The organism is Nocardia sp. NPDC051052, assembly GCF_044456045.1.
Classification (GTDB): domain Bacteria; phylum Actinomycetota; class Actinomycetes; order Mycobacteriales; family Mycobacteriaceae; genus Nocardia.
Genome location: NZ_JBITFL010000003.1, coordinates 767,446 through 792,551, shown reverse-complemented (window position 1 = coordinate 792,551; position 25,106 = coordinate 767,446). Strand labels below are relative to the sequence as shown.

Sequence of the window (25,106 nt, the reverse complement as noted above, 5' to 3'; positions counted from 1 at the left end):
TCCTCGTCACGGCATCAAGTGTCGTCATCACGGCACCTTCCCGCTGAACATCAATCAGCGTGTTGGGCCGGAACCACCGTTAAATCCACAGTCCCTGAGCGCGCTCAGATGCGGTCAGAGGCGGTTGAGGGGGCGGCAGGGGGAGGGGGCGGGGACGGCGCCGCGTAGGAATGAGCTCGGGGGGACGCCCATTAGGGTGCGGAAGTCTGCGGTCATGTGGGATTGGTCGAAGTAGCCGTTGTCGGCGGCGAGGCGGGCGAGGGTGGTTGTCGGCTCGTAATCGCCTGTGCTGGTAGGTAATTGGGTCGAGAGGGTGGTTCGGACCTGCGCGAGGGTGCGGCGTAGGCGATCGATGCGGGCGAAATGCTTGGGGGAGACGCCGATTCCGGCGGTGAACAGGTTGCGGAGTTGGCGTTCGCTCACGGCGAGGTCGGCCGCCAAGGCGCGCATAGAGCGGACGTTCGGCTCCGCCGATAGCGCCGTGATGGCTGAGCGGAGCACCTCGCGTTGCGCGCGGCGGGTCGCGTCCTCGGAAATGCGTTGCGGTAGTGCGCTTTCCAGAAACTGGAAGATTTCGTCGGCACTCAGCTCGATCAGTTCGTCGGCGAGACCGGCGGCGACGCCTGGCAGGTCGGCGAGGCGGATGACCCGATCGGTGAGCAGTGCCGCAGGCACGCCGAGCAGCGGCCGGGCCGCGCCGGGCGCCAAGCGCAGCCGCAGGCACGACGCGGGCTTGTTCGGATGGGAGTAGAGCGCTCTGGTCTGCGGTCCGATAACGAGCGCCTCGCGCGGGCCGGACTCCTGGGTGCGCAGCACGATCGTGGTCGCGGCCTGCGGGATATGCGCGAACGAATCGGCCAGATCGCGCATCGTCGGAATGCGCCCGAGTTCGGTGAACCACGGCCGCAACGACTCGGGCGCGGGCACCGTCGCCTCGACGAGGTCGGCGGTGACGACGACGGGTGCCGTACGCAGCATGGTGGTCACCGGATCCACTGTAAGCATTGCGCGGCTGGGCGGCTGTGCCGAAATTTCCTAGAGAACCCGGTGGTCCGGGCGGCAGCGTTGAGCTCATGATTCTGATCACCGGTGCCACGGGCACCATCGGCAGCGAAATCGTCCGGCAGTTGGTGGCGCGCGGCGAGCAGGTACGCGCCGTCACTCGCGACCCGGCCCAAGCATCCCTGCCCGCCGGCGTCGAGGTGGTCCGCGGCGACTACCACGAACCGGCCTCGATCGCGGCGGCCGCGGCCGGCGCCGACGCGGCGTTCATCGTCGGCATACTCGGCCCGGAATATGTCGACGCCGACCGGACCCTGATCACCACCGCGCGCGACGCCGGAGTTCGCCGCATCGTGAAGCTCTCCGCCATCGGCACCGGCGAGAAGGCGGTCGGCGGTATCGGCAGCTGGCACCTACCCGGCGAACAGGCGGCCCGCGAGAGCGGCGTCGACTGGACCATCCTGCGCCCGAGTTCCTTCGCCTCGAACACGCTGAGCTGGGCCGACGCGATCCGCAACGATCAGCCGGTGCCCAGCATGACCGGCAGCGGCCGGCAGGGCGTCGTCGACCCACGCGACGTCTCCGCGGTCGCTGTGCAAGCCCTGCTCTCGTCCGACCACGCGGGTCGCGTCTACACCCTCACCGGCCCGGAATTGCTGACCAGCGCGGACCAGGTTGCCGTGCTCGCCGAGGTGCTCGGCCAGCCGCTGGAGGTCGTCGACGTGCAGAACGAGGCTGCCCGCGAACACATGCGCTCCGCAGGTCTGTCCGAGGCGTTCATCGACGCTGCCCTCGCCGGTCAGGCTTATGTGCGCGGCGGCGGCAACGCCGTGGTCACCGACGATCTCCGCCAAGCCCTCGGTCGCGCACCCCGCACCTACGCCGAGTGGGCCGCCGACCATGCCGCGGTGTTCCGTGCGGCACCGACCGCATCCGCTCGCGGCCGCGGAACTATCGCGTAACGACGCCGAATCACCGGCTGTGAATCGGCTGGCAGTTGTGCGGGAGGTTGCCGAGAGTTCGGGCCAGGTCATTGTGGAGTGCTGTTGGGCGGCAGTAACTTTCGCCTGTTGATCCATGCTCTGCGAAAGGTCGAACTCATGATTCTGCTTTCCCTATTGGCCGCGACCGGTAGCGCCGCCGCGGCATGGGCAACGGGAAGTGCCGCGATGGCATTGGGAAATAGCGGAGTCTTGCAGTAGCCCGAACCGCCGAATGGGACGGCACCGTTGGGTGCCGTCCCGTCGGGTTTTCCGCGATTATTGCGCGGTGGAGCGGAAGGTGCGCAGGCGCAGACTGTTGCTGACCACGAAGACCGAGGAGAACGCCATCGCGGCGCCCGCGAGCATCGGGTTCAGCAGGCCGGCCATGGCCAGCGGGATGGCGGCGACGTTGTAGGCGAAGGCCCAGAACAGATTGCCCTTGATGGTGCCGAGGGTCCGGCGGGCCAGCCGGATCGCGTCGACCGCGGCGCGCAGATCGCCGCGCACCAGCGTGAGGTCGCTGGCCTCGATGGCCACATCGGTGCCGGTGCCCATGGCCAAGCCCAGATCGGCCTGCGCCAGCGCCGCAGCATCGTTGACGCCGTCGCCGACCATCGCGACGACCCTGCCCTCGGCCTGCAACCGCTTGATGGTGTCGACCTTGTCCTGCGGCAGCACCTCCGCGATCACCTCGTCGATGCCGACCTGCGCGGCGATCGCCACGGCGGCCGCCGCGTTGTCTCCGGTCAGCATGATCGGCGTGAGACCGAGCGCTCGCAGCTGCGAAATCGCCTGAGCCGAAGTCGGTTTCACCGCATCGGCGACCACGAGCACCCCGCGCGCCTTTCCGTCCCAGCCCACCGCCACCGCCGTCTTACCTTCGGCTTCGGCGGCCTGCATGGCCCGTGCCAACTCGGCATCCAGCTGCTGTGCCCAATCGGCAAGCAGCCGGGCCCGCCCGACGAGCACCGCGTGCCCGTCCACCACGCCCTGCACCCCGAGGCCCTCGATATTCGCGAAGCCCTCGACCGAGTGCAGCGCGCCGGCCTGCTCCCTGGCACCCTTGGCGATGGCCTGCGCGATCGGGTGTTCGGACGAATCCTCCAGTGCCCCAGCGAGTGCGAGCACCTCATCGCTGTCTTCACCCGCTGCCGCGACGACATCAAGCAATGTCATCCGGCCGGTGGTGACGGTGCCGGTCTTGTCCAGCACCACGGTATCCACCCGCCTGGTCGATTCCAGCACCTCTGGGCCCTTGATCAGGATGCCGAGTTGCGCGCCGCGACCGGTGCCGACCATCAGCGCGGTCGGCGTGGCCAGCCCGAGGGCGCACGGGCAGGCGATGATCAGCACCGCGACCGCGGCGGTGAAGGCCGCCGCGACGGAACCGCCGGTGCCGAGCCAGAAGCCGAGCGTGGCCACCGACAGCGCGATCACGATCGGCACGAAGAACCCGGAGATCTGATCGGCCAGCCGCTGGGCCTGCGCCTTGCCAGTCTGCGCGTCCTCGACCAGCTTCGCCATCTGCGCCAACTGAGTGTCCGAGCCGATCCGGCTGGCGCGCACCACGATCCGCCCACCAACGTTCACCGTGGCGCCGACCACGGCGTCATCGGCGCCGACCTCCACCGGCACCGACTCACCGGTCAGCATCGAGGCGTCGACCGCCGAGGAGCCCTCGACCACCACCCCGTCGGTGGCGATCTTCTCACCGGGACGAACCACGAACTGATCGCCAACGGTCAACTGCTCCACCGGTATCCGCTGCTCGGTGCCGTCGCGCAGCACCGAAACCTCTTTGGCGCCGAGCTCGAGCAGCGCCCGCAGCGCCGCACCGGCCCGGCGCTTGGACCGCGCCTCGAAGAAGCGTCCGGCCAGGATGAACGTGGTGACGCCCGCCGCGGCCTCCAGGTAAATGCTGCCGGTGCCGTCCATCCGGGAGATGGTGAATTCGAACGGGTGCTTCATGCCCGGCATGCCCGCGGTACCCCAGAACAGCGCGTACAGCGACCAGCCGAGCGCCGCGAGGGTGCCCATCGACACCAATGTGTCCATGGTGGCGGTGCCGTGGCGCAGGTTGGTCAGCGCCGCACGGTGGAACGGCAACGCGCCCCACACCACGACGGGCGCGGCCAGCGTCAGCGACAGCCACTGCCAGTTGGTGAACTGCAGCGCGGGGATCATCGCCATCGCGATGACCGGCACCGTCAGCACCAGCGAGACCAGCAGTCGGGTGCGCAACGCGGCGGTCGGATCACTCTCGGCCGCAACGGTTTCCGTGGCCTTCGGCGCGGGCAACGTGGCGCTGTAGCCGGCCTGCTCGACCGTGGCGATCAGTTGCTCCGGCGAGACGTCGCCGGTGACATCGACCCGCGCCTTCTCGGTCGCGTAGTTCACCGTCGCGGTGACTCCGTCGAGCTTGTTCAGCTTCTTCTCGATGCGATTGGCGCAGGACGCGCACGTCATGCCGCCGATCACCAGTTCGACCTGCCCGCTGGCGGGTGGTTGTGTCGTGGTGGTCATCGTGTACTCCGTTCTGTGCGGCACGGTAGTGGAGATTCAGTCGTCGCGGGCCGCACGACGACTCCGTGCCGCGCGACCGTCAGTGGCTGTGCGCCGGTTCGGGGGTGGTTGCGCCGTGCCCGTCGTGTGTCACGGGTTCGGCCGCGGTGCCCTGGTCGACGGTCAGCGTGAATTCGGCGGTGCGGACCACTCCTTCGTGCTGGAAGTCGAGAAACAGGCGGTAGTCGCCCGCGCTCGGTGCGGTGACGTAGAAGGTGATACCCGGCCCGGCCGGGGTGACGCCGTCGCCGGGGTGGCCGTCCGGGTGGACGTGCAGGTAGGCGAGGTCGGCGGTGCGCAGCGCGACGAGGTGACCGTACGCCGCCAGGTAGGGCTGCAGGTCGGTGACCGGCTTGCCGTCTCGGCGCACCGACAGCGTGACCTTCGAGGCCTGGCCCGCGGCGACGGTGCCGTCGAGGGTGACGGTGTAGCCGCCGACGGTAGTGCTGGTCGCCGCGGCCGGCAGCGGCTGCGGGTCATAGTTGCCCGCGACCCGCAGATCGGCGCCGAGGGTCAGGTTCTGGCCGCCCTCGGGGATGAAGTCGGCGAACACGCGATAGTCGCCCGCGCGGGTGAGATTCAGTGGGACGCTCCAGGTTCCGTCGCCGCCGAGGGTGGGGTGCACGTGCTGGAAGGCGGCCATGTCGCGCCGGACCACGATCAGGTGCAGGTCCTTGTCGTGGTTGGGCTGGTAGCGGGTGACCGGTGTGCCGTCCTGGTTCAGGATCCGGAAGCGCAGCGCGACGTTCGGTGCCGCGGTGGTGAGCGCGGTGTCGAGCCGCAGGGTGTAACCGTTGTCGGTGGCCATCATTCCTCCAGGTGCGTGGTCCGGACGGGCGGCGGTGGCCTCGTCCTCATGAGCGGGTGATTCAGGGGCGGCGGGATCGGGGCCGATCGCGGCGCCGGTCGCGATGGCGATTCCGAAGACGGCGGCGAGGCCGAGGGCGAAGCCGGCGAACTTGGTGGATGCGTTCATCGGATGCTCCGTTTCCGGGTGGTGTCGGCGTCAGTCGGCGACGGCGTAGCCGGCCCGGTCGACGGCGGCGGCGATGGCGTCGCGCTCGATCGCGGCGGCGCTCTCGACCGTGACCTGGCCGCTGGGCAGGTCGACCGTGACGCCGTCGACGCCGGAGAGCAGGCCGATCCCGTCGCGAACTCGGTTGGCGCAGCCGCCGCAGGTCATTCCGGTAACGGTCACGGTGATCGCGGTGCTCATGGTGTCTCTCCTTCTGCGGCGACGGCCTCTGCCGCGCTCCTGATAGTTACCATACCCCCCTAGGGTACTGAGTCAAGTCGGAGTTTCGCGTCGGTGGGAATGCGCCTGGTCACTGTCGGACGAACAGGCTGGTGGGGCCTACCCGGCGACATGAGAAAGCCGCCGCCCTGGGGATCAGGGCGACGGCTCGTGCGGGCGGTCGGTCAGTCGGCGTGCAGTTTGCGCGCGGTAGGCGAGGCTTCGGTGTCGGCGGGGTCGGGATGGGTGCCGAAGAGGCGGTCGGCGGTGCCGGAGGTGGTGACGGTGAACCAGTAGTGCTCGTTCTTGTAGTGGTGGTGGCGGTGATTGCGCCACACCGCACGGTAGCGCGAGCCCTTCGGCTTGTAGTCGGTGTGGATCAGGTAGTGGGTCCACTCGTAGCCGAGGCCGAGGAGTGTGATGGTGAGCAGGAAGGTCAGGCCGAGGCCGAGGCGGGGAAAAGCGAAGGCGGCCAGCGCGATCAGCACCACCACCAGCACCGACAGCGTCTTGGTCGGGATGAAGATCAGCGGGATATCGCGCGGATCGACGTGGTGCTCGCGATGTTTACGGGCCAGCTCACTGTCGATCGGAATCGGACCGAGTTGCCTTGGCCGCCAGTGCAATACGGTGACGTGCACGATCCATTCGAAGACCGGGAACACCGCGAGCATGGCCGCGGGCACCAGCGCGTCGGTCAATTGCCAGTCGCCGACCAGGATTCGGCCGGCCAGCGCCGCGATCAGCGTGAGCCCGATCAGCCACGGCGACGGGTGACGCAGGAACTCGTGGAAGGCCGCGCCGAGCGTGAGCCCGCGGCGCAGTGCCCGTTCGTCGTTGCGCACCCGCGCGCGGGCGTTCGCCTCGACCGAATCCTGCTCGGAGGAATGGGGTTTCGTCATCGTATTTCCTAGGTGGAGCGTGATCAGTGGCCGCCGAGGACCTCGATCAGTGCGGTGGTCGCCGGCTCGAGCAACGCCCGGGCGATATCGGCGGCCTCTTGCGGCCGGCCCGCCACAATGGCGGCGGCCAGTTCGCGGTAGGCCTCGACATTGCCCACCTCGGCGGACATGATCGGGGCCAGCGCCGCGAGCGCTGGTTCATACGCGGCGCGCAACATGTTGAACATCAGCCGGAACACGATCGAGTCGGCCGCGTCGACCACGTGATCCCAGAACTCCATCGCGTGCCGCTGCTCGGCGACGGGATCTTCCTCGGCGGCAAGCGCTTCGAGGCACTGCGCCAACGTCACCCGAACCGCCTCGCGATGCGCGGCAGGGTGTCCGTGCGCATTGTCGGGCGGCGTCGGTGGGGCACTCGCTGCCGTCGCCACGTCGTCGCCGGATTGCGACTCGTCGGCCAGCCGGGTCGCCGCGAGTTCGGCCACCTTCGGCCCGTTGTGCAGCCGCGCCTCCAGAATGCTGCGTGCCACCGCGGGATCCAACTCCCCGCCCTGCACCAGCAAGCGCGGCAAAACCTCCAGCCCCGCCCCCCGTCGATAATCCAGCACCGTCGTCGCGTCCCCCTGCCGCACCGCGACCAACCCCGCCGCCGCGAGCCGCTGCAACGCCTCCCGCACCGCGGGCCGCGACACTCCCAGCGCCTCGGCCAACTGCCGCTCACTGGGCAGCGTCGCCCCCGGCGCCAACTCCCCACTCAGCACATCCGCCGCGATCTGCTCGAAAACATCCCCCGACACCGACCGCTTGACCACAGGTTGCAACGCCATACCCCCACCCTGCGCCCCATAGGTCAGGAGGTCAAGTGGTCAGACCAATTTCATCTAGCGTCCAGTGACCTGGTAGGCCAGGTACGCCACGGGAGCAGGAGCGAGCTGGCCAGGAGGGCGACAGCCGCGCAGCCGATCGCGAAACGGACACTCGTGACGGTGGCCAACGCACCGCCGAGGGCGATGAAGGCGGGCTGGCAGCTGCGGGAGCTGATGGACCACGCGATACCCACCCGCGACATGAACTCGTCGTCCGTCGCGCGCATGCGAAACGTGGTGAACACCGGATTGAACACCCCCGCGCAGAACAGCAGCGCGGTCTCCGCCGCGACGACGACAACCAATCCGGCGATCCCCGGCCCGGCCAGCACGAGGAAGCCCATCCAGCACGTGCGCAGCACGCCGAAGCCGAGTAGCACGGGGCGTTCGCCGAGGCGGACGACCAGCCGGCTCGTCAGCAGCGATCCGATGATTCCGCCGAAGCTGGGAATTCCGAGCGCCACTCCGTACTGCCATGGCGCGAGGTGCAGATCGCGCAGCATCAGTATCGCCAGCAGCGGGCTGGTGAGCCGGATCGCGCCACCGAAGACCATCGCGTTCCAGAACAGCGCGTGCAGGGCGCGATGCCGAAAAATGTAGGCCCATCCGGCGCGGATGTCGGCGACCCAGTGGCGCTCGGCCTGCGCGACCGGCGGGGTTGGCTCGGGTCGTTCCAGCGAGCGAATCCCCCACGCGGACAGCAAGAAACTGACGGCATCGAGCAGCACGGTGGCTCCCGCGCCGAACACCCCGATCAGTACGCCACCGATCGGGGCACCGAGACCGGAGACGGTCCAGGCCGTAGTCTCGAAACGGCTGTTCGCGGTGGTCAGCATCGCCCCTGGCACCAGCGCTTGAGATGCGCCCCGCTGGCCGCGCTGAAAACCATTGTGCCGAGTACCTGAACGGTGGCCACGACGCACAGCTGCCCGTAACCGAGCACCCCGAACGCCATCGCCGCCGGAACGGTCGCCAGCGCCGCGAAGCACAGAATGTCCATGCCGATCATTACCGGACGTTTGCGGCGAAACTCGACAAAGGGCCCGAGCGGCAACGCGATAGCCGCGCTGACCACGGCCGACAGCGCCGCGAGCAGCGACACCCGAAAGTCGGACGCGCCGAGCACCATGATCGCGATCAACGGCAATGCGCCTGCGCTGAGCGAACTCCCGAGCTGACTTACCGTGAACGCGGCCCACAATCGGTGAAAGTCGTTGGAGAGCTTCGGTGCCGCCGTCAGGGTGGACCGGGCGATCACGACTCAGCTCGGGTCGGAGCCACGAATAGCGGAAAGCCACAGGGCGGTGGCCGCGGCGACGGAGGTGGCGGCGAGGAAGGTCGTGAAACCGCCGCTGTCGACATAGATCCACAGTAGGGCCGCGAAGGGCGCGGCAACGGTGGATTGAGCGTCGAGGAGCAGGCGTCGACGCAGGTGGGTCGCGGTAGTGGTGCGGGTGGTGGCGTCCGGATCCGGCAGGGACGGGTTATCGATGAGCCGCCCGGGAGGTTCAGTCGTGCGGATGCGGCCGGAAGGGTAGAGGCGATGCCCAGCGACGTAAATCGTTCGATCGGTGAGATCGGCCCGCGACTCGGTCATACTCATCAGCGCCGAGTCGAAATATACCGGGAGCCAACGAGGTCGGCCGGTCTCGCTGACCTCCAGCCATGACCGACTGACCAGCCGATGCTGCTGGCGAATCCGGGTAACGCCCACGGCGCGAGCGGTTCCCGATGGCCAGAACGCGAACAACCCTAGCGCGACGGCGATCCGATAGCCCGAGAATCCCACGATCCCCAGCCCCACCGTGACCAGCGCCGCCACCTGGTCCAGAGTGCCGAACGGCGCCCAGGCGAGGCATACCGCCAGGGCGCCGATCGTCACGCTGATCGGATAGGCCAGGGGCCGGCCCGATCCGAAACTCACTTCAGGAAGCCAACTTTCGTGTAGTCCAGCGACGCGAGGCCCGCCGCGCCGTAATTGGCGAGATTGTCACGCACCGCCACGTTGCCGGTCGACTGCATCAGCGGCAGCGAGTGGCCCTCCTCGAAGACCTTGCGGTCGGCCTGATTAGCCAGTTCGATGGCCTTCTTCGGGTCGAGTTCGGAAATCGTCTGCTCGATCAGGGTATTGAGCTCGGGCGAGCCGATACGGCCGTAGTTGCCCTGCAGATCGTTCGGGTTGTAGCCGTAGATCTGGTTGAGGCTGCCGAGCGGGAACGGGTCACCCACCCACGACCACTGCGCCACATCGAAATCACCGGGCTGGATCACGTCGGTGAAAAAGCCCTTGCCGGACTTGGTCACGATGGTCAGCTTCACGCCGACCTGGGCCAGGTTCTGCTGGATGATCTGCGCCATCTGTACCCAGGTGTCCTGGTTGTACATGATGTCGCGGATCTCGAGCTTGCGGCCGTCCTTCTCGCGGACGTCGCCGTTGAGTTTCCAGCCGAGTGCGTCGAGTTCCTTGGCGGCGGCGGCCGGGTCGAAGCCGAGACTGTTGTCCTGGTAGCCGGTCTGGCCCTGGATGTAGATGTGGTTGTTGAGCGGCTTCGGGTCTTCGACCAGGCCGTTCTGGATCGCGGTGACGATGCCCTGCCGGTCGATGGCCTTCGAGATCGCCACCCGCAGTGCGGGATCCGACAGCACCGAGCCGGGCGCGCCATTGAACGTCAGGTGGTTCCAGCCGTTGCCCGGCGCCCGCCGGATGGCGACACCTACGGTGTTCTTCGCGGTCTTCAGTTCGTCCCGGGTGCCGAGGCCTGCCACGTCGATCTCGTTGTTCTGCAGCGCGGGCAGATCGGCGGACGCGTCGAGAACGCTGAAGGTCATGGTGTCGAGCTTCGGTGTGTCACCCCACCACTTCGGATTGCGGCCGAGCACGATCCGGCCTTGGCCACGGTCGGTGGACTGCACGACGAACGGCCCTGAGGTCAGGCCGATGGCATCGCCCTCACTCTTGTTGAACGCCTCCGGTGTCGCGGTGACCGATTTGGGGAACAGGAACGAGTTGCCCGCGAACTGGCCGCGCCATTCGGCGAAATGCTGCTTGAAGGTGATGACGGCTTGCCGGTCGTCGACGCCGCGCTCGACCTTTTCCACCCGGTCGAACCCGTTGTTGTTCGCGATCAGGAAGGATTTGTCGGCGCCGCTGAGCGCGTTCGCCTGGGATTGGATGTCTGCCCAGGTGATCGGGGTGCCGTCGGACCACACGGCTTTGGGGTTGATGGTGTAGGTGACCTGTTGGGGATCGGTCTTGGTGAGCTGGATATCGGTGAAGTAATCGGTATTGACCGAAAGCTGGCCCGCGGCATCGGTTCGGAACGCCCGCGGCATCAGCGGGCGTTCCACGCCGGCGATCTCGTAGTCGTTCCCGTCGTTGGACAGGGTGTTCCAGTTCGCGGGATACGCGGAGATGGACAGCCGCAGATTGCCGCCGTCGCGCAGATCAGCGACATCGTGGGGGTTGATGTCGTTGGTCGTGCCGACCGCGGCGACGGCCCCCTTTGGCGCACTGTCCTCGTCCGAGCCACACGCGGTGGTCACCAGGCCGACGGCGAGCAGGGGAACCGCGAAGAGGGTTACCGGTGAACGAAGCCGCACAGTTCGCTCCTTTCAGCAGACATGCTGCGTAGTTACTTCAGGAACCCGATCTTGGTGTAGTCGTAGGACGCCAGGCCGACCGCGCCGAAGTTCGCCAGATTGTCGCGAACAGCGACATTCCCCGGCGATTGCGTGAGCGGCAGTGAGTGCCCTTCCTCGAAGACCTTACGGTCGACCTGATTGGCCAGTTCGATGGCCTTCTTCGGGTCGAGTTCGGACACCGTCTGTTCGATCAGGTCGTTGAGTTCGGGCGAGCCGACGCGACCGTAATTGCCCTGCAGATCGTTCGGGTTGTAGCCGTAGATCTGGAACAGACTGCTGAGCGGGAATGGGTCGCCCAGCCACGTCCATTGGCCGACATCGAAATTACCCGGCTGCATCACATCGGTGAAAAGGCCTGCGCCAGGCTTGGTTTCGATATTCAGCTTGACGCCGATCTGGGCCAGGTTCTGCTGGATGATCTGCGCGATCTGTACCCAGACGTCCTGGTTGTACATGACGTCGCGGATCTCCAGCTTGCGGCCGTCCTTCTCCCGGACGTCGCCATTGAGCTTCCAGCCGAGCGCGTCGAGTTCCTTGGCGGCTGCGGCCGGATCGAACGGGAGGCTGTTGTCCTGGTAGCCCTCCTGGCCGTTCAGGTAGATGTGATTGTTCAGCGGTTTCGGGTTCTCCACCAGGCCGTTCTGCGTCGCGGTGGCGATGGCCTGGCGGTCGATCGCCTTCGAGATAGCCACCCGCACACCGGCATCGGCCAGCAGCGAGCCCGGCGCACCGTTGAAGGTGAAGTGCGACCAACTGTTGCCCGGTGCGCGCCGGATCGCGACGCCCGGCGTGTTCTTGGCGGTCTTCAGCTCGTCCCTGCTGGCCAGGCCGACCGCGTCGATCTCGTTGTTCTGCAGCGCGGGCAGCAATGCCTCGTTGGCGAGGACGCTGAAAGTAAGCGTGTCGAGCTTCGGCTTGTCACCCCACCACTTCGGGTTGTGGCCGAGGACGACACGGCCCTGGGCCCGGTCGACGGACTGGACCAGGAACGGTCCCGCTGTCGTCGTAATGCCCTGCAGCTGGCTCTTGTTGAATGCCTCAGCCGTCCCGGTGACCGATTTGGGGTACAGGAAAGCGTTGCCCGCGAACTGTCCCCGCCAATCGGCATAGTGCTTCTTGAAGGTGATGATCGCCTGCCGATCATCGACACCGCGTTCGACCTTCTCCACCCGGTCGAACCCGTTGTTGATCGCGATCAAGAAGGACTTGTCCGCGCCACTGAGCGCGTTCGCCTGGGCTTGGATGTCTTCCCAGCTGATCGGGGTGCCGTCGGACCAGACCGCTTTGGGGTTGATCGTGTAGGTGACCTGCTGAGGGTCGGCCTTGGTGAGCTGGACGTCGGTAAAGAAGTCGGTGTTCACCGAAAGCCCGGCTGCCGCATTGGTTCTGAAGGCGCGCGGCATGATCGGCCGAAGCAGGGCTGCGGTATCGCCGTCGTTGCCGTCGTTGTGCAGGCCGTTCCAGTTCTGCGGCAGCGCGCTGAGCGAGAGCCGCAGATTGCCGCCGTCACGCAACTCGCTGACATCCTTCGGGTTGATGTCGTTGGTGGTGCCGACCGCGTCGGTGGAACCCGCCGGTGCGCTGGTGTCGTCGGAGCTACATCCGCCCGCGATCAGGCCGATGGCGAGTAGGGGAATCGCCAGTCGCGTTGTCAATGAACGAATCCGCATGGTCCGCTCCTTCTCGCAGGGGGCTGCGTAGTTACTTCAGAAAGCCGATTGTGGTGTAGCCGAAGGACCTGCGCCCGGGTTTTGCCCAGCGTGATGCCGACCTTCGGCTCGGTTGTCGCGGCATCGCGATCTCCTGCTATCGGCCCACGGCCGGAACCGGCACCGCGTCGATCAGCGCGCGGGTGTACCAGTGTTCTGGGTTGGCGAAGATTTGTTCCGCCGGACCGGATTCGACGATCTTGCCGTGGTACATCACCGCGATGTCGTGGGCCAGGTTGCGCACCACGGACAGGTCGTGCGAGACGAACAGGAAGGACAGACCGCGTTCGATCTGCAAGTCGCGCAACAGGTTCAGCACGCCCGCCTGGATGGAGACGTCCAGCGAGGACACCGGCTCGTCGAGGACGAGGATCTCCGGGTCCAGCGCGAGCGCGCGGGCGATGCTGACGCGCTGCTTCTGGCCGCCGGAGAAGTCGGCGGGATAACGCTCGGCGTGATCGCGGCGCAGACCGACCTGTTCGAGCAGTTCCGGTACCCGGCGGCCGATCTCGTCGCGCGAGCGGCCGTCGATGCGCAGCGGCTCGGCCAGCACGTCGAAGATGGGCAGGCGTGGATCGAGCGACGCGGTCGGATCCTGGAAGACGATCTGCATCTTCCGGCGGATCTCCCGCCGCTGTGCCTTGGTCAAGGTCGCGACATCGCGGCCCATGATCTCGACCGTGCCCGATTCCGGCTGGACCAGGTCGAGTATCTGACTCAACGTGGTGGATTTGCCGGAACCGGACTCGCCGACCAAGGCCAGCGTGCGGCCTGCGCGCACCTCGAAGCTGATGCCGTCGACCGCGCGGACCTCGCCCTTGCGGCGCTTGAACAGGATGCCCGAGGTGATCGGGAAGGTCTTCACCAACTCCGAAACTCGAAGCACCACTCGGTCACTGACCTCGGCCTCGGCCCTCGGCTCGGTGACCTCCTGCCGATAGGCCTCGAACAGCTCGTCGCTGCCGACCTCCGCGGTGCGGATGCAGGCGGCGGCGTGCCCGGGGTTGGTCTTCTCCAACGGCGGCTCGGCGACCCGGCATTCATCGATCGCGATCGGGCAGCGCGGCACGAACGAGCAGCCCGGCGGCAGCGCGTGCATGGCGGGCGGCGCGCCGACGATCGGGATCAGCGGCTGGCGCGCCGGCCGGTCCATCCGCGGGATGGAGCCGAGCAGACCCACCGTGTACGGCATCCGAGGCGCGCTGAAAAGTTCCGTGGTGGTGGCCGTTTCGACGATTTTCCCGGCGTACATCACTGCTACCCGGTCGGCCAGGGTGGCGGCGATACCCATGTCGTGGGTGATCATGATGACGCCCGCGCCGGTGATATCGCGCGCTTTACGCAGCAGGTTCAGGATCTGCGCCTGCACCGTGACGTCGAGCGCGGTGGTCGGCTCGTCGCAGATGATCAGCGCGGGATCGTTGGCGATCGCCATGGCGATGACCACGCGCTGACGCATACCGCCGGAGAATTCGTGCGGAAAAGCCTTGGCGCGCACCTCGGGTTCCTCGATGCCGACCAGGTCTAGCAGCTCGATCGCGCGCGCTGCCGCCTCCGACCGGTTCATCTTGCCGTGTGCCAGCAGGGCCTCGGCGATCTGCTCGCCGACCCGATACACCGGGGTCAGCGCCGAGAGCGGGTCCTGGAACACCATGCTGATGGAACTGCCACGCAGCCTGGACAATTCGCGATCGCCGAGGCCGAGCAGTTCGCGGCCGCGCAACCGGATGGAGCCGCCGATCCTGGCTTGCTCGGGCAGCAGCCCGATCACCGCGAGCGAGGACACCGACTTGCCGGAACCGGATTCGCCGACGATGGCCAGCACCTCGCCGTCGGACACGGTGTAGTTGACCCCGCGCACGGCGTCGATGCGGCCCTCCTCGCTGGGGAAGGAGACGCGCAGGTCGGTGACCTCCAGCAACGGTGCGGTGAAGCTCTTTTCGACCGCGACCTTCTCGATGGGGTCTGCGCCCGTCATACCTTCGCCTTCTTCTTCGAGCGCGCCCGCTTGGCGCTGGGATCGAACGCGTCGCGCAGACCGTCACCGACCAGGTTGGCGCACAACACGATGGTGATCAGCAGGCCACCCGCGAACAGGAACAGCCACGGAAAGGTCAGCGCCGACTTGGTGCCCGACGCGATCAGCGAGCCGAGCGAGACGTCCGGCGGCTGCACACCGAAACCGAAGAAGCTGAGCCCGGTTTCGGCCGTGATGGCCCCGCCGACCGTCAGCGTGGTGTCGATGATCAGGATCGAGGCGATGTTCGGCAGGATGTGACGGACGATGACCGTGCGTGTCGACGCGCCCATGTAGCGTGCGGCCCGGACGAATTCGCGGTCCCGCAGACTGAGCGTCATACCGCGCACCATGCGCGCGCTGATCATCCAGCCGAAGAGACTCAGCAGCAGGATCAGGAGCAGGATCGAACCGTTGCCCTTGGTCCGCGGCGCGAACAGCGCGACGATGATGAAGGTCGGCACCACCAGCAGCAGGTCGACCAGCCACATGATCGCCCGGTCGGTCCAGCCACCGAGCATCCCGGCCGTCGCGCCCGCCGTCGCGGCGATGGTGGTGGAGATGAGCGCGACGCACAGGCCGATCAGCATCGACTTCTGCATGCCGTGCAGGGTTTGGGCGAGCACGTCCTGCCCGATCTGGGTGGTACCGAACGGATGTCTGCCGCTCGGCGGCTTCAGCAGGGCGGTGTAATCCAGCTGCTGGTAGTCGTACTTCAGCAGGGGCGGCAACGCGTAGCAGGCGATGAAGAGCAGGATCAGGATCGCCGCGCTGATCACCGCGGGTTTGTTGCGCAGGAACCGGCGCAGGACCAGCTTGCTCCGGCCCGCCGCGGCGGGCTCGGGTGCGCCTTGGACGATGATTTCGGCTTCGGTCATCGCACACGCACCCGGGGATCGAGAATAGCCAGCGTGATGTCGGCGAGCAGGCCGGACACCAGCACCACCAGCCCGGAGAACGCGGTCACCGTGACCACCGGGTACAGATCCTGGGCACTGATCGAATCGATCAGCCACTCACCGACCCCGTGCCAGCCGAAGATCTTCTCGGTGAACGTCGCGCCGGTGATGAGACCGAGCAGGCTGTAGGCGAACAGCGTCGCCATCGGGATCAGCGCGGTGCGCAGGCCGTGCTTGTACAACGCCTTGCTGCGGGTCAGGCCCTTAGCGCGGGCGGTGCGAATGAAATCGCTCTGCAGCACGTCGAGCATCGCGTTGCGCTGGTAGCGGCTGAAACTCGCCATGCCGACGAGGGCGAGACCGGCCGTCGGCAGCACCAGGTGCTGCAGCCGGTCGAGTAGTTGCGGCCAGAAACCACCGATCCGGTTCGCCGAGGTCTCCCCGGTGTAGAGGAATATCTGCGATCCGGTGAGCGAATTGATTTCCAGCGCACCATATTTCAAGAGTGTCGCCAACAGGAACACTGGCGTACTGAGTACCAGCAGCGAGATGATCGTGGTGAAGTAATCACTGAATTTGTACTGCCTGATCGCACCGGCGGCACCGATCAAGACGCCGAGCACGGTGCCGACAAGCGAACCGATGATCAGCAGCCGCAGGCTCACCGAGACCCGGCGCGGCAGTTCCGCACTCACCGGCTGCCCGGCGAGGGTCTTCCCGAAATCTCCTTGCGGTATCCCTTTCAACCAGGTGATATAGCGCTGCGGGATCGGGTCGTTGAGGTGTAATTCCTCAGCTTTGGCATCGATCACCGCCTGGGGCGGGCGCGGATTGCGTTGTTCCAGACTGTCCAGCGGGCGAAACGTCAGCGACGCCAAGCTGAAGGTCAGGAACGACGCCAGCAGCAACAGCACGACATAGTGAAGCGCGCGTCGTAGCAGGAAGCCGGTCATCAGTCCTCATGGTCTTTCGGCTGGACGGACCAGCGTCGAGTATTAGCCCCTGATCATAAGGACGAAGACCCGAGCGCGCGTGTCACGCGGGGCTCGGGCATGTCCTTTATTCTTGCGGCACATGTGTGCGCGGTCGGTGCGACGCGACGAAGGGGGAGTCATGAGGACGTGTCAGCGAATGAAACTAAGGCACAACACGCTTTTGCGAACGATGGAGCCGAATGTCGGCAAGGGGGACTTGTGAGTAATCCGCAATATCCGGGTGGGTACAACCCGTATCCGGCGTATTCGGCCGGAATGTCGGCGCCGAGCGGGGCCACCGCGATCACCGCGGGGGTGCTGGCGGCGGTCGGTGCGGTCGGCGAATTGTTCGGCGGCGGAATGAGTTTGGCGTTCGGGTTCATCGGTTCACGACTCGCTGAATACGACACGACTGGGCTGTTCTCCCAAGATTGGTATCAGACCTGGGCCATCGTGTCCGGTGCGCTCGGGCTGGTGATCGCGGTCGTGCTCGGGGTTGGCGCGGTCGCCCTGTTCAGCAGGAAATCATTCGGCCGGATGCTCATTGTCGTCGGCTGTGTCGCGGTGATCGTCACCGGAATCGTCGGGTCGGTGCTCTTCCACTCCCTCGGCACCACCTCGAACAGTTTGAGCTCCATCAGTGGGGGGATCGGCGGCCTGCTGGGTCTGATCTTCCCGATCGCAACGGTGATCCTCGCCCTACTTCCCGCGACCAGCCGCTGGTTGGCGCACACCCCGGTCGCCGCAGCCCCGCAGCCGTACGGCTACCCCTATCCCGGCGCGCCGCAGCCCGCTCAGGCTTGGCCGCCCATGCAGCCGGGAGCCGCCGCTCAGATCGATGGGCAGCAGCCGCAAGCCGCCTGGGGGCAGCCCACTCCGGCCTGGCCGCCTGTGCAGCCGGGCACCGCGGCAGGCCCTGGCCAGGTCGAACGGCAGCAGACGCCGGTTCCGCAGAGCCAGCCCGGACCGGGCTGGCAGCAGCCGGGACCAGCCGGTGGTGTTGCGCTCGCTGGTCAGGCCTCATGGCAGCAGACGCCAGCCAGCAGCCCGCCCGCGCAACCTGGTCAGACCTGGCCGCAACCCGCTGCCGCGGGAGCCACTGACGAGGCCGACAAGCAGTCGGCCGCACCGCAACCCATGTGGGGCGCGTCCGCACAGCCAGGCCTCTCGGCACCGGATCAGCTGGGCGGGCCGCCACCGGCGCCACAATCCTCAGGTGCGCACCCGGGTGCCGCAATGCCGAACGATCAAGCCGCATGGCCGCCGTCCGAACGCCCCGCGGCCTGGGGCGCACCCGCTGCCGTCGGACGCGACGATGAGACGGTGCTGCGGCCACCATCGTCCACTCCCGCCGTCCCACCACTACCCTCGGATGACACTCCTTGGCGTCCGCCGCAGGGGTAGCCGCGAGGCATCGCGTGGTCTTCGGGGACCACTTCTTGGGTGATATTCCCGCCACTGCGAGACGGTTTGTTCGGCCGCCGAATGCGGCCTCGCCGTCTGCTCCGCAGTCTCGTCGCAGCCTGCGGGTGACTCCGCTCGGCGTCCGCCGCGAGGGCATCGCTTGGTCGTCAAGGCGACCTTCCTGGCGATACCCCCGCCACAGCTAGACGGTTGTCCGGCAGGATGGAATAGGTGACCTTCTTGCACCTGCCCAAGCCGAAGATGGTGGCGACCGACGTCGACGGCACCCTCATCGATCACGATGAGCGGGTCACCGCGCGCACCAAGGCCGCGGTGGACGCGCTGATCGGCGACGGTGTGCCGTTCGTGCTCGCCACCGGACGCCCGCCACGCTGGATCGATCCGGTCGTCGACGGGCTCGGCTACGCGCCGCTGTGCGTGTGCGGCAACGGGGCGGTCATCTATGACAGCGCCACAGATCGGGTGCTGGCCAGCATGACGTTGGACGTGCCGACCCTGTCCTGGATCGCGGATGTGGCCGAGGAGGCGCTGCCCGGGTGCGGGCTCGCCGCCGAACGGGTCGGCGAAAGCGCACACGACGCGGTCACCCCGCAGTTCGTGAGCTCCCCGCTGTACGAGCACGCCTGGCTGAACCCGGACGACACCACGGTGGCCCGCCACGAGGTCATCGACGCGCCGGCGATCAAGATGCTGATCCGACTACCCGGCGCGCGCAGTTCCGACATGCGCGCGGTGCTTGCCCCGGTGCTCGGCGAGCGCGCCGACATCACCTACTCCACCGAGCACGGACTGATCGAGCTCTCCGCACCCGGCGTCACCAAGGCGTCCGGCCTGGCGATCGTCGCCCAGCGCCTCGGCGTCGAGTCCGCGAACATCGTCGCGTTCGGCGACATGCCCAACGACGTCCCGATGCTCACCATGGCTGGCCACGGCGTCGCGATGGCCAACGCCCACCCCGAAGCCAAAGCCGCCGCCAACGAGGTCGCCGAATCCAACTCCGACGACGGCGTCGCCCGCATCCTCGAACGCTGGTGGATCTGATCGAGGCCCCGCGCGCGAATTCACCTGCCGCGCAAGGAATTGCCAGCTGGTTCACGCGCAGCACGTCAGAAGGTGCGCGGCGCGATTTTGCGAGCGACCGTGCCGCCTCGGGTTGGGGCGTGCGCAAACCCGAGGCACCGTGTCGGTACGGGTTGCCGTCGCGCGCGAATTCGATTGGTGTGCAACAGCTTGCCAGCCAGTGTGTGCGGTAGGCGAGAAGGTGCCGTGCCGTGAACGTGATCGGAGCCCGCAGCCGTTGATGGATCACGGCGGCGAGCCCCGAGTGGGTTGGTATCGGGTCAGCCTGCTGGTTCGGGGGCGGGGGTTGGGAGGAAATCTTCGGGGGCCGGGAAGTGGAGAGCGTCGGGTGACGGGGATGGGAGGTCGGCGGGGGCCGGTGGTTCTACTGGAGCGGGGGCCGGAACCGCAGCGGGACTGGAGGATTCGGCGGGAGCCGGTGCCGGCGCGGCGGCCGGTGCGGGCGCGGGCCGGGTCGCGTCCTGCTGGTGGGTGTCGTTGTAGGTCTTCCACACGGTGGTGACGATGCCGGTCACCTGGTTGAGAATCAGTGAGCCGTATTGGAAGTCCGAGCGCTGGCCGTTCGGGACGTTGTAGGCGTCGCTGGTCGGGAGGCCGAGCACGCCTGCGTCGCCGCCGAGCTGCAGGAAGCGGTCGAGGATCTTGCCGAGCACCTCGATGACCTTGCCGTCCGGCGCGGTGTAGACGTAGCCATTGGCGAACTTCGCGTACTGCTGGCCCTGCGCGGCGGGCATCGGCTCGGTCTGGACGGCGCCGAGCGGTCCATGGGGACCGCCGTTGTCCGCCCAGTGCTTGGCGATGGGGTTCTCGTTCACCATGCCGAGCAGTTTCTTGGTGAGTGCGGCAAGCGTGGAGAGGTCGGGCTTGTTGCGCGGTGCGGCCTGCGGGGTTGGGCTGTTCGCGGCGCCGTCGGTGCCGGTCCCGTTGTTCGTGTTGCTGTCGGTGCCGTCGCCGTTTCCGTTGTTCGCGAGGACGGCGCCGCCCGCGACACTCGCGGCGATTTCGCGAATTCGATCCATTTGCTCATAGGCGGCGTCGCCGGGGCAGGTGGTGTTGCCGACGTCGCGGTGGGCGAACACGATCGGCAGGTTCACCGCCTGGCCCATGGCGTACGAGGTGTACTCCGTGCCCTCGGAGTACATGACGGTTTTGCCGATCGGGTTGAGATGGGCGATCTTGGCGCGCCAGCCGATGAAGTTGCCGATCGCCTCGATCGACTCCTCGGTGGGCGGGTCGACGGTGTAGTTGCCCATCAGCGCGACACCCGCGGTGTTCTCGTTGAAACCGCCCGCGTGCGCGCCCTGCACCGCGCGGTCGAGTCCGCCCGCGCGGCCCTCGAAGATCTGGCCGTACTTGTCGACCAGCGCGTTGTAGCCGATGTCGCACCAGCCCAGCGTTTGCGCGTGATAGGTGTAGATCGCGCGGACGATGCCCGCGGACTCTTCCGGGGTGTAGTCGTTGCGGCCCGCGGTGTGATGCACGGTGATGCCGCCGAGGCCGTCCTTGCCGGGACCGTCGTCGTAGGTGGGTTCTTCGCAGCGGATGCTCTCGTCGGCGCCCCAGCCCTCGCGGGAGATCACCTTGGGCCCGCCGCCGGGCGCGGGCGCGGCGACCTTGTGCAGCGCCCCGTCGATGGCGCCGCGACCCGGATCGATGAGCACGGCGGTCAGGTCGATGCCCGACATCTGCGCGGGATCGTCCGAGCGCGGTGCGGGCTGGGCCGGTGCGCCGGTGTCCGGTGCCGTCGTGGCGGCGTTCTTGCGGGTGACCAGCATCTGCACGGCGTTGGTTGTGCCGACGTAGAGCGGCTCGGTGCCGGTCTTGCCGCCTGCCGCGGCGCGGTCGGTGCGGCGGGTGTCCACCGGTTCGGTGTTGAACCAGGGTCCCCAGCTGCCGTCGGGTTGGCGGGCGCGCAGCGTTGCCTTGGTGTTCGTCAGATCGGCGGCCGTGAGGGCGACGACGCTGAAGGGGGTGTCCCGGGAAAGCTCCTTGACCTGCGCGCCGACCTGGTCGGCCAGTTCGGGCGGGACCGCGCCCGGAGCCAGCGCGGGCGTGTCGGGGGTGGTGCCCGGTTCGAGTCGGCCGGGATCGGCGATGAAACGGGTGCCGCTTTGAGCGGATGGAGCGGGTGCCGGTGCGGTCTGTCCGGCATTAGGGACCTGGCCCGGAATGGTGTTTTGACTCGGCGCGGTGACCGACCCCGGGAGAGAGTGCTGCGTCGGCGCGGTGACCGGCCCGGGGAGGGAATTCTGCGTCGGCGCGGCGGCCTGGCCAGGAATTACGTTCTGGCCTGGCGTTATAGCCTGCCCCGGAATGGTCGCCTGACCCGGAATGCTGTTTTGATTGGGCGCAGTCGCCTGCCCGGGAAAACTGTGCTGACTTGGCGCGGCGGCTTGCCCGGGAAATGGTGTTTGCCCTGGCGCGAGGCCTTGCCCGGGAGTGGCGTTCGATCCAGGTGTGGTGCTCTGACCTGGCGCGCTCTGCTGGCCGGGAGTGGCCGGATGGGGACCATTCAACTTCGGTAGCGGAATTTCTTTGGGTAGCTGCACACCCGGCGGCAGCGGTAGTCCATCCGGAATGGGAATGGACGCTGGTAGCGGCAGCATGCGCAGATCCGACAGGTGCAGATCCGGTAGATCCAATCCGGTGAGTTCGCGCAGCGGAAGCACGATGTCGGGCGCCGAGTTCAGCACGACCTCGGCCAGCTGCGCCGGTACGGCGGCGAGCTCGGAGCCGGTGGTCGCGCGATAGTCGGGCGAGTCGCTCATCGTGAGCGCCGCGAGCGGGGCCGCTACCGCAAGGGTGGTGACAACCGGGAGGACGTAGGAACGTTTCGGTTTGCGGTAGGGCACGAGCGTCTCCATTCAGGTCGAACCAGTGATCGTGTGCCAAAACCAGGGTTGCTTCCTGATGTATCAACGATCACAATAGTCACAACTGTCACATATCTAAACCTCTGGTTGAGGATTATGTGATTGCTCGAATGTAGCTCTCGGAATGCGGCCGGATGGAACGACATGCCGACAGGTATCCAATCCGCCCGGCCCCGGAATACCGTGGGAGTGAACGGATGCGACGTCACAAAGCACCGGAACGAAAGAGCACGGGGGGAGCACAAATGCGGGTGAAATTCGCGCGCAGAGCAAAACGAGCGGCACGCCGGGGGCAGCGCCGGCGCGGGCCGGGACAACCTGCGCTATCCGTGCGTTCGGTGCTGGTCACCGGTGGTGCGACGCTGACGGTCGGTGCCGTGCTGGTGCTGTGGGCGTGGCCGGGGGACACGCCGTATCGGACGGTGGCGGGACCGGGCCACGGGCGCGGGATGAGTCAGTTGGGGGCGTTGGCGAACGCGCAGGAGGGGCAGACCGCGGAAAACATCCTCGCGCACTATTACCCCGGCGCCACCCTCGGCACCGTTCCGGCAAACACCGTGGCGATCCGGCTCACCGCCCAGGACGACGCCACCCTGGACACCTTCGCGGGCGCCGGTCTTCGCGTCGCCGGTCAACTGGTCGAGGCCGGGCAGGCCGCGCATCTCACCCCGCTGCCCACCGGCGGCGCGAACGTGGTGGTGACGGTCGGCTGCGACGGCGACGTGCTGTGGCAGGCGGCCACCGACGACCCGTGGGTCTATCCGATCGACCCGGGACCGAACCGTCCCGCCGCCGAAAACCTGACCCTCTGCGGTGGTTCGGCGTATCGCGGTGCGCTCGGGGTGGCGACGGAGAACGGCGCGGCACGCACCGTCAACCGCGTCGACGTGGAGGACTACCTGCTGGGTGTGATCCCGGCCGAGGTGCAGGCCAACTGGGCGGACAAGGGTGGGGTCGAAGCCTTGCGCGCGCAAGCGATCGCCGCCCGCTCGTATGTCCTTGCCGAGCACCGTTTTCCGTTCGCGCAAAGTTGTGACACCACCGACTGCCAGGCGTATCCCGGTACGGCGAAGGAGGATCCGCGCGCGGCCGCCGCCGTCGCGTCCACCGCGGGGACCGTGCTGCTGCGCGACGGGCGAATCCTGCGGTCGGAGTACTCCTCCGCGCCCGGCGGTGGCGAACCTGCCGACATCTACACCTTCGAGGTGGGGCCCGCGCTGAGCGATCTCGCGCCCACTGTGCCGACCGCACCGGTGGATACGCGCACGAAGGTCGCGGTCGGCGAATCACCGATCGATGTCGAATACCGCCGGATCGGCGGCGCGGCAAGCAAAGTCGGCCAGCCCCTTGGCCCGGAGATGGCGTTGCCGCAGAACGCGGGCAGGTATCGGATGTTCACCAACGGGGTCATCATCTCGACAGCCACCCTCGGCACACAGGTTGTCGACTTCACGACCTTGCTGCAGCTGGTACCCGATCCGCCGACACCGAAGAACGGCCCATCGAACGCGAGCGTGCCGCCCGCCCCTTCGGGTGCGGTTGTGCCAGAGCAGGTTCCGCCAGCGCCGGGGGCCGGGTCGCCCGGTGCCATCGCACCGCCGGTGCCGTCGGCCGGCAGTGTTCCGCCGGTGCCCGGGCCTGCGCCGTCCGGCATCGCGGCGCCGGTGCCGTCAACTGCGAGTGTTCCGCCAGCGCCTGGGGCCGCATCAACTGGTGTCGTGATACCGCCGGTCCCACCAACTGGAAGCGTTCCGCCGACGCCTGAACCGGTGCCTTCGGATGCCAACGCAACGCCTGAGTCCCCGCCTGCAAGCGTGTCGTCCGCGCCGTCGGGTGCTGTTGTGCCAGAGCAGGTTCCGCCAGCGCCTGAGGCGAGGTCGCCCGGCGCCATCGCGCTGCCGGTGCCGTCGGTCGGGAGTGTTGCGCCGGTGTCCGAGGCTGCGGCATCTGGTGGCATCGCGCTGCCGCTCCCGTCGGTCGGGAGTGTTCCGCCGGTGTCCGAGGCTGCGGCATCAGGTGCCATCGCGTCGCCGATGCCGTCGGTCGGGAGTGTTCCGACGGCGTCTGAACCGGCGCCATCGGATGCCAACGCAACGCCTGAGTCCGCGCCGCCTGCGATTGTGCCGTCCGCGCGGTCGGGTGTGGCTGTGCCAGCGCAGGTTCCGCCAATGGTCGAGGCCGCGCCGCCCGGTGCCATCGCACCACCGGTGCCGTCAGCTGCGAGTGTTCCGCCAGCGCCCGACGCTGCGTCATCTGGTGGCATCGGGGCGCCGATGCCGTCGGTCGGGAGTGTTCCGATGGCGTCTGGACCAGTGTCATCGGATGCCAATGTGATGCCTGAGGCCGTATCTCCTTTGAGTGTGTCGCCTGAGGTCAGCGGAGCGCCTGTGTCCGAGTGGATTCCGTCTCGTGCGAGCGTTTCGTCGGTGATTGGGTCCGCGCGGTTGGCCGGTATCGGAGTGCTTGTCTCCGAGTCGGTTCCGTCTGGTGGGAGCTCGGTGGCCGCGCCGGTTTCGTCCGTCGCGGGGGTGCCGCCCGCCTCGGCTGATGTCAGCGCAGTGCGTGGTGGCGAGCTGATTCCTGCCGATGTGGATGTGCCGTCGGGAGACGAGTCCGAGCCGTCGGGTGCCGACGAGCCCTCGGTGCCGGAGACTGCGCAGACCGGTGTCAGCACGTTGCCGGTGCCCGAGGCGGTGCCGTCCGGGGTGGGTGTGCCGCCTGTGTTCGAGTCCGCGCCGCCGGTCGGCTTCGTGCCGCCCGTCAATTCGGCGTCGCCCGGGAGCACGGTCGCGCCGACGACCGCGGCTACGCCGACACCGCGTCCGACGCCGGGGATTCCGATCCCGTCGGGAAACGCTGCGACACGGCGGTGAGGGCGGTCTAGGCGGACAATTCTCGTTGCGCTGCAACGATATAAGCACGCTTGGCGTCGAAAGCG

Annotated in this window: 19 protein-coding genes; 4 read left to right on the top strand and 15 right to left on the bottom strand. The window is 67.5% G+C overall.

Going from position 1 to position 25,106, the window contains the following annotated elements:
* Positions 1-114 precede the first annotated feature (114 nt).
* Positions 115-987 (bottom strand): hypothetical protein, encoded by an 873-nt coding sequence (locus ACIBCN_RS13925; protein WP_396991853.1) that lies wholly within the window; start codon positions 985-987, stop codon positions 115-117.
* Between the two features lie 86 nt (positions 988-1,073).
* Between ACIBCN_RS13925 and ACIBCN_RS13920 the strand changes: the two genes are divergently transcribed.
* Positions 1,074-1,964 (top strand): NAD(P)H-binding protein, encoded by an 891-nt coding sequence (locus ACIBCN_RS13920; RefSeq protein WP_396991852.1) that lies wholly within the window; start codon positions 1,074-1,076, stop codon positions 1,962-1,964.
* 297 nt (positions 1,965-2,261) lie between these two features.
* On the opposite strand, the gene ACIBCN_RS13915 is transcribed toward ACIBCN_RS13920, so the two are convergent.
* The 13 genes from ACIBCN_RS13915 to ACIBCN_RS13855 all read right to left on the bottom strand — a co-directional run bounded on the left by ACIBCN_RS13915 (position 2,262) and on the right by ACIBCN_RS13855 (position 16,769).
* Positions 2,262-4,508 carry a heavy metal translocating P-type ATPase gene (locus ACIBCN_RS13915; protein WP_396991851.1) on the bottom strand — a complete coding sequence of 749 codons (2,247 nt, stop codon included), beginning with the start codon at positions 4,506-4,508 and terminating at the stop codon, positions 2,262-2,264.
* 79 nt (positions 4,509-4,587) lie between these two features.
* Positions 4,588-5,523, bottom strand: a complete 936-nt coding sequence (locus ACIBCN_RS13910; protein ID WP_396991850.1) for a hypothetical protein — start codon at positions 5,521-5,523, stop codon at positions 4,588-4,590.
* Positions 5,524-5,553: 30 nt separating this feature from the next.
* Complete coding sequence (locus ACIBCN_RS13905) at positions 5,554-5,763, bottom strand: heavy-metal-associated domain-containing protein (protein ID WP_396991849.1); 210 nt, start codon at positions 5,761-5,763, stop codon at positions 5,554-5,556.
* Between the two features lie 203 nt (positions 5,764-5,966).
* Entirely contained in the window at positions 5,967-6,683 is a 717-nt protein-coding gene (locus tag ACIBCN_RS13900) for a sterol desaturase family protein (RefSeq protein ID WP_396991848.1), read from the bottom strand.
* A 23-nt stretch (positions 6,684-6,706) separates the two neighbouring features.
* Positions 6,707-7,510 (bottom strand): FadR/GntR family transcriptional regulator, encoded by an 804-nt coding sequence (locus ACIBCN_RS13895; protein ID WP_396991847.1) that lies wholly within the window; start codon positions 7,508-7,510, stop codon positions 6,707-6,709.
* Between the two features lie 50 nt (positions 7,511-7,560).
* Positions 7,561-8,385 carry an MFS transporter gene (locus tag ACIBCN_RS13890; RefSeq protein WP_396991846.1) on the bottom strand — a complete coding sequence of 275 codons (825 nt, stop codon included), beginning with the start codon at positions 8,383-8,385 and terminating at the stop codon, positions 7,561-7,563.
* Positions 8,379-8,807, bottom strand: a complete 429-nt coding sequence (locus tag ACIBCN_RS13885) for a hypothetical protein (protein WP_396991845.1) — start codon at positions 8,805-8,807, stop codon at positions 8,379-8,381. Before ACIBCN_RS13885 ends, ACIBCN_RS13890 begins: the two co-directional genes overlap by 7 nt.
* A gap of 3 nt (positions 8,808-8,810) precedes the next feature.
* Positions 8,811-9,473: a hypothetical protein gene (locus ACIBCN_RS13880; protein ID WP_396991844.1), complete on the bottom strand. Its 663-nt coding sequence runs from the start codon at positions 9,471-9,473 to the stop codon at positions 8,811-8,813.
* The gene (locus tag ACIBCN_RS13875) at positions 9,470-11,149 is read right to left on the bottom strand and encodes an ABC transporter family substrate-binding protein (protein ID WP_396991843.1); all 1,680 of its coding nucleotides are present in this window, start codon (positions 11,147-11,149) and stop codon (positions 9,470-9,472) included. The genes ACIBCN_RS13880 and ACIBCN_RS13875 overlap by 4 nt, the downstream gene beginning before the upstream one ends.
* Before the next feature lie 32 nt (positions 11,150-11,181).
* A complete protein-coding gene (locus ACIBCN_RS13870; protein ID WP_396991842.1) occupies positions 11,182-12,861 on the bottom strand; it encodes an ABC transporter family substrate-binding protein in 1,680 nt (559 codons plus the stop codon).
* A 136-nt stretch (positions 12,862-12,997) separates the two neighbouring features.
* A complete protein-coding gene (locus tag ACIBCN_RS13865; protein WP_396991841.1) occupies positions 12,998-14,878 on the bottom strand; it encodes an ABC transporter ATP-binding protein in 1,881 nt (626 codons plus the stop codon).
* Positions 14,875-15,795, bottom strand: a complete 921-nt coding sequence (locus tag ACIBCN_RS13860; protein ID WP_396991840.1) for an ABC transporter permease — start codon at positions 15,793-15,795, stop codon at positions 14,875-14,877. The genes ACIBCN_RS13865 and ACIBCN_RS13860 overlap by 4 nt, the downstream gene beginning before the upstream one ends.
* Positions 15,792-16,769: an ABC transporter permease gene (locus ACIBCN_RS13855; protein WP_396991839.1), complete on the bottom strand. Its 978-nt coding sequence runs from the start codon at positions 16,767-16,769 to the stop codon at positions 15,792-15,794. The genes ACIBCN_RS13860 and ACIBCN_RS13855 overlap by 4 nt, the downstream gene beginning before the upstream one ends.
* 240 nt (positions 16,770-17,009) lie before the next feature.
* On the opposite strand from ACIBCN_RS13855, the gene ACIBCN_RS13850 reads away from it, so the two are divergent.
* Positions 17,010-18,194: a hypothetical protein gene (locus ACIBCN_RS13850; protein WP_396991838.1), complete on the top strand. Its 1,185-nt coding sequence runs from the start codon at positions 17,010-17,012 to the stop codon at positions 18,192-18,194.
* A 261-nt stretch (positions 18,195-18,455) separates the two neighbouring features.
* Positions 18,456-19,256: an HAD family hydrolase gene (locus ACIBCN_RS13845; protein WP_396991909.1), complete on the top strand. Its 801-nt coding sequence runs from the start codon at positions 18,456-18,458 to the stop codon at positions 19,254-19,256.
* A 299-nt stretch (positions 19,257-19,555) separates the two neighbouring features.
* Here ACIBCN_RS13845 and ACIBCN_RS13840 read toward each other — a convergent pair whose 3' ends face one another.
* The gene (locus tag ACIBCN_RS13840) at positions 19,556-22,159 is read right to left on the bottom strand and encodes an N-acetylmuramoyl-L-alanine amidase (protein WP_396991837.1); all 2,604 of its coding nucleotides are present in this window, start codon (positions 22,157-22,159) and stop codon (positions 19,556-19,558) included.
* A gap of 338 nt (positions 22,160-22,497) precedes the next feature.
* Between ACIBCN_RS13840 and ACIBCN_RS13835 the strand changes: the two genes are divergently transcribed.
* Positions 22,498-25,041 (top strand): SpoIID/LytB domain-containing protein, encoded by a 2,544-nt coding sequence (locus ACIBCN_RS13835; RefSeq protein WP_396991836.1) that lies wholly within the window; start codon positions 22,498-22,500, stop codon positions 25,039-25,041.
* Positions 25,042-25,106: the final 65 nt, after the last annotated feature.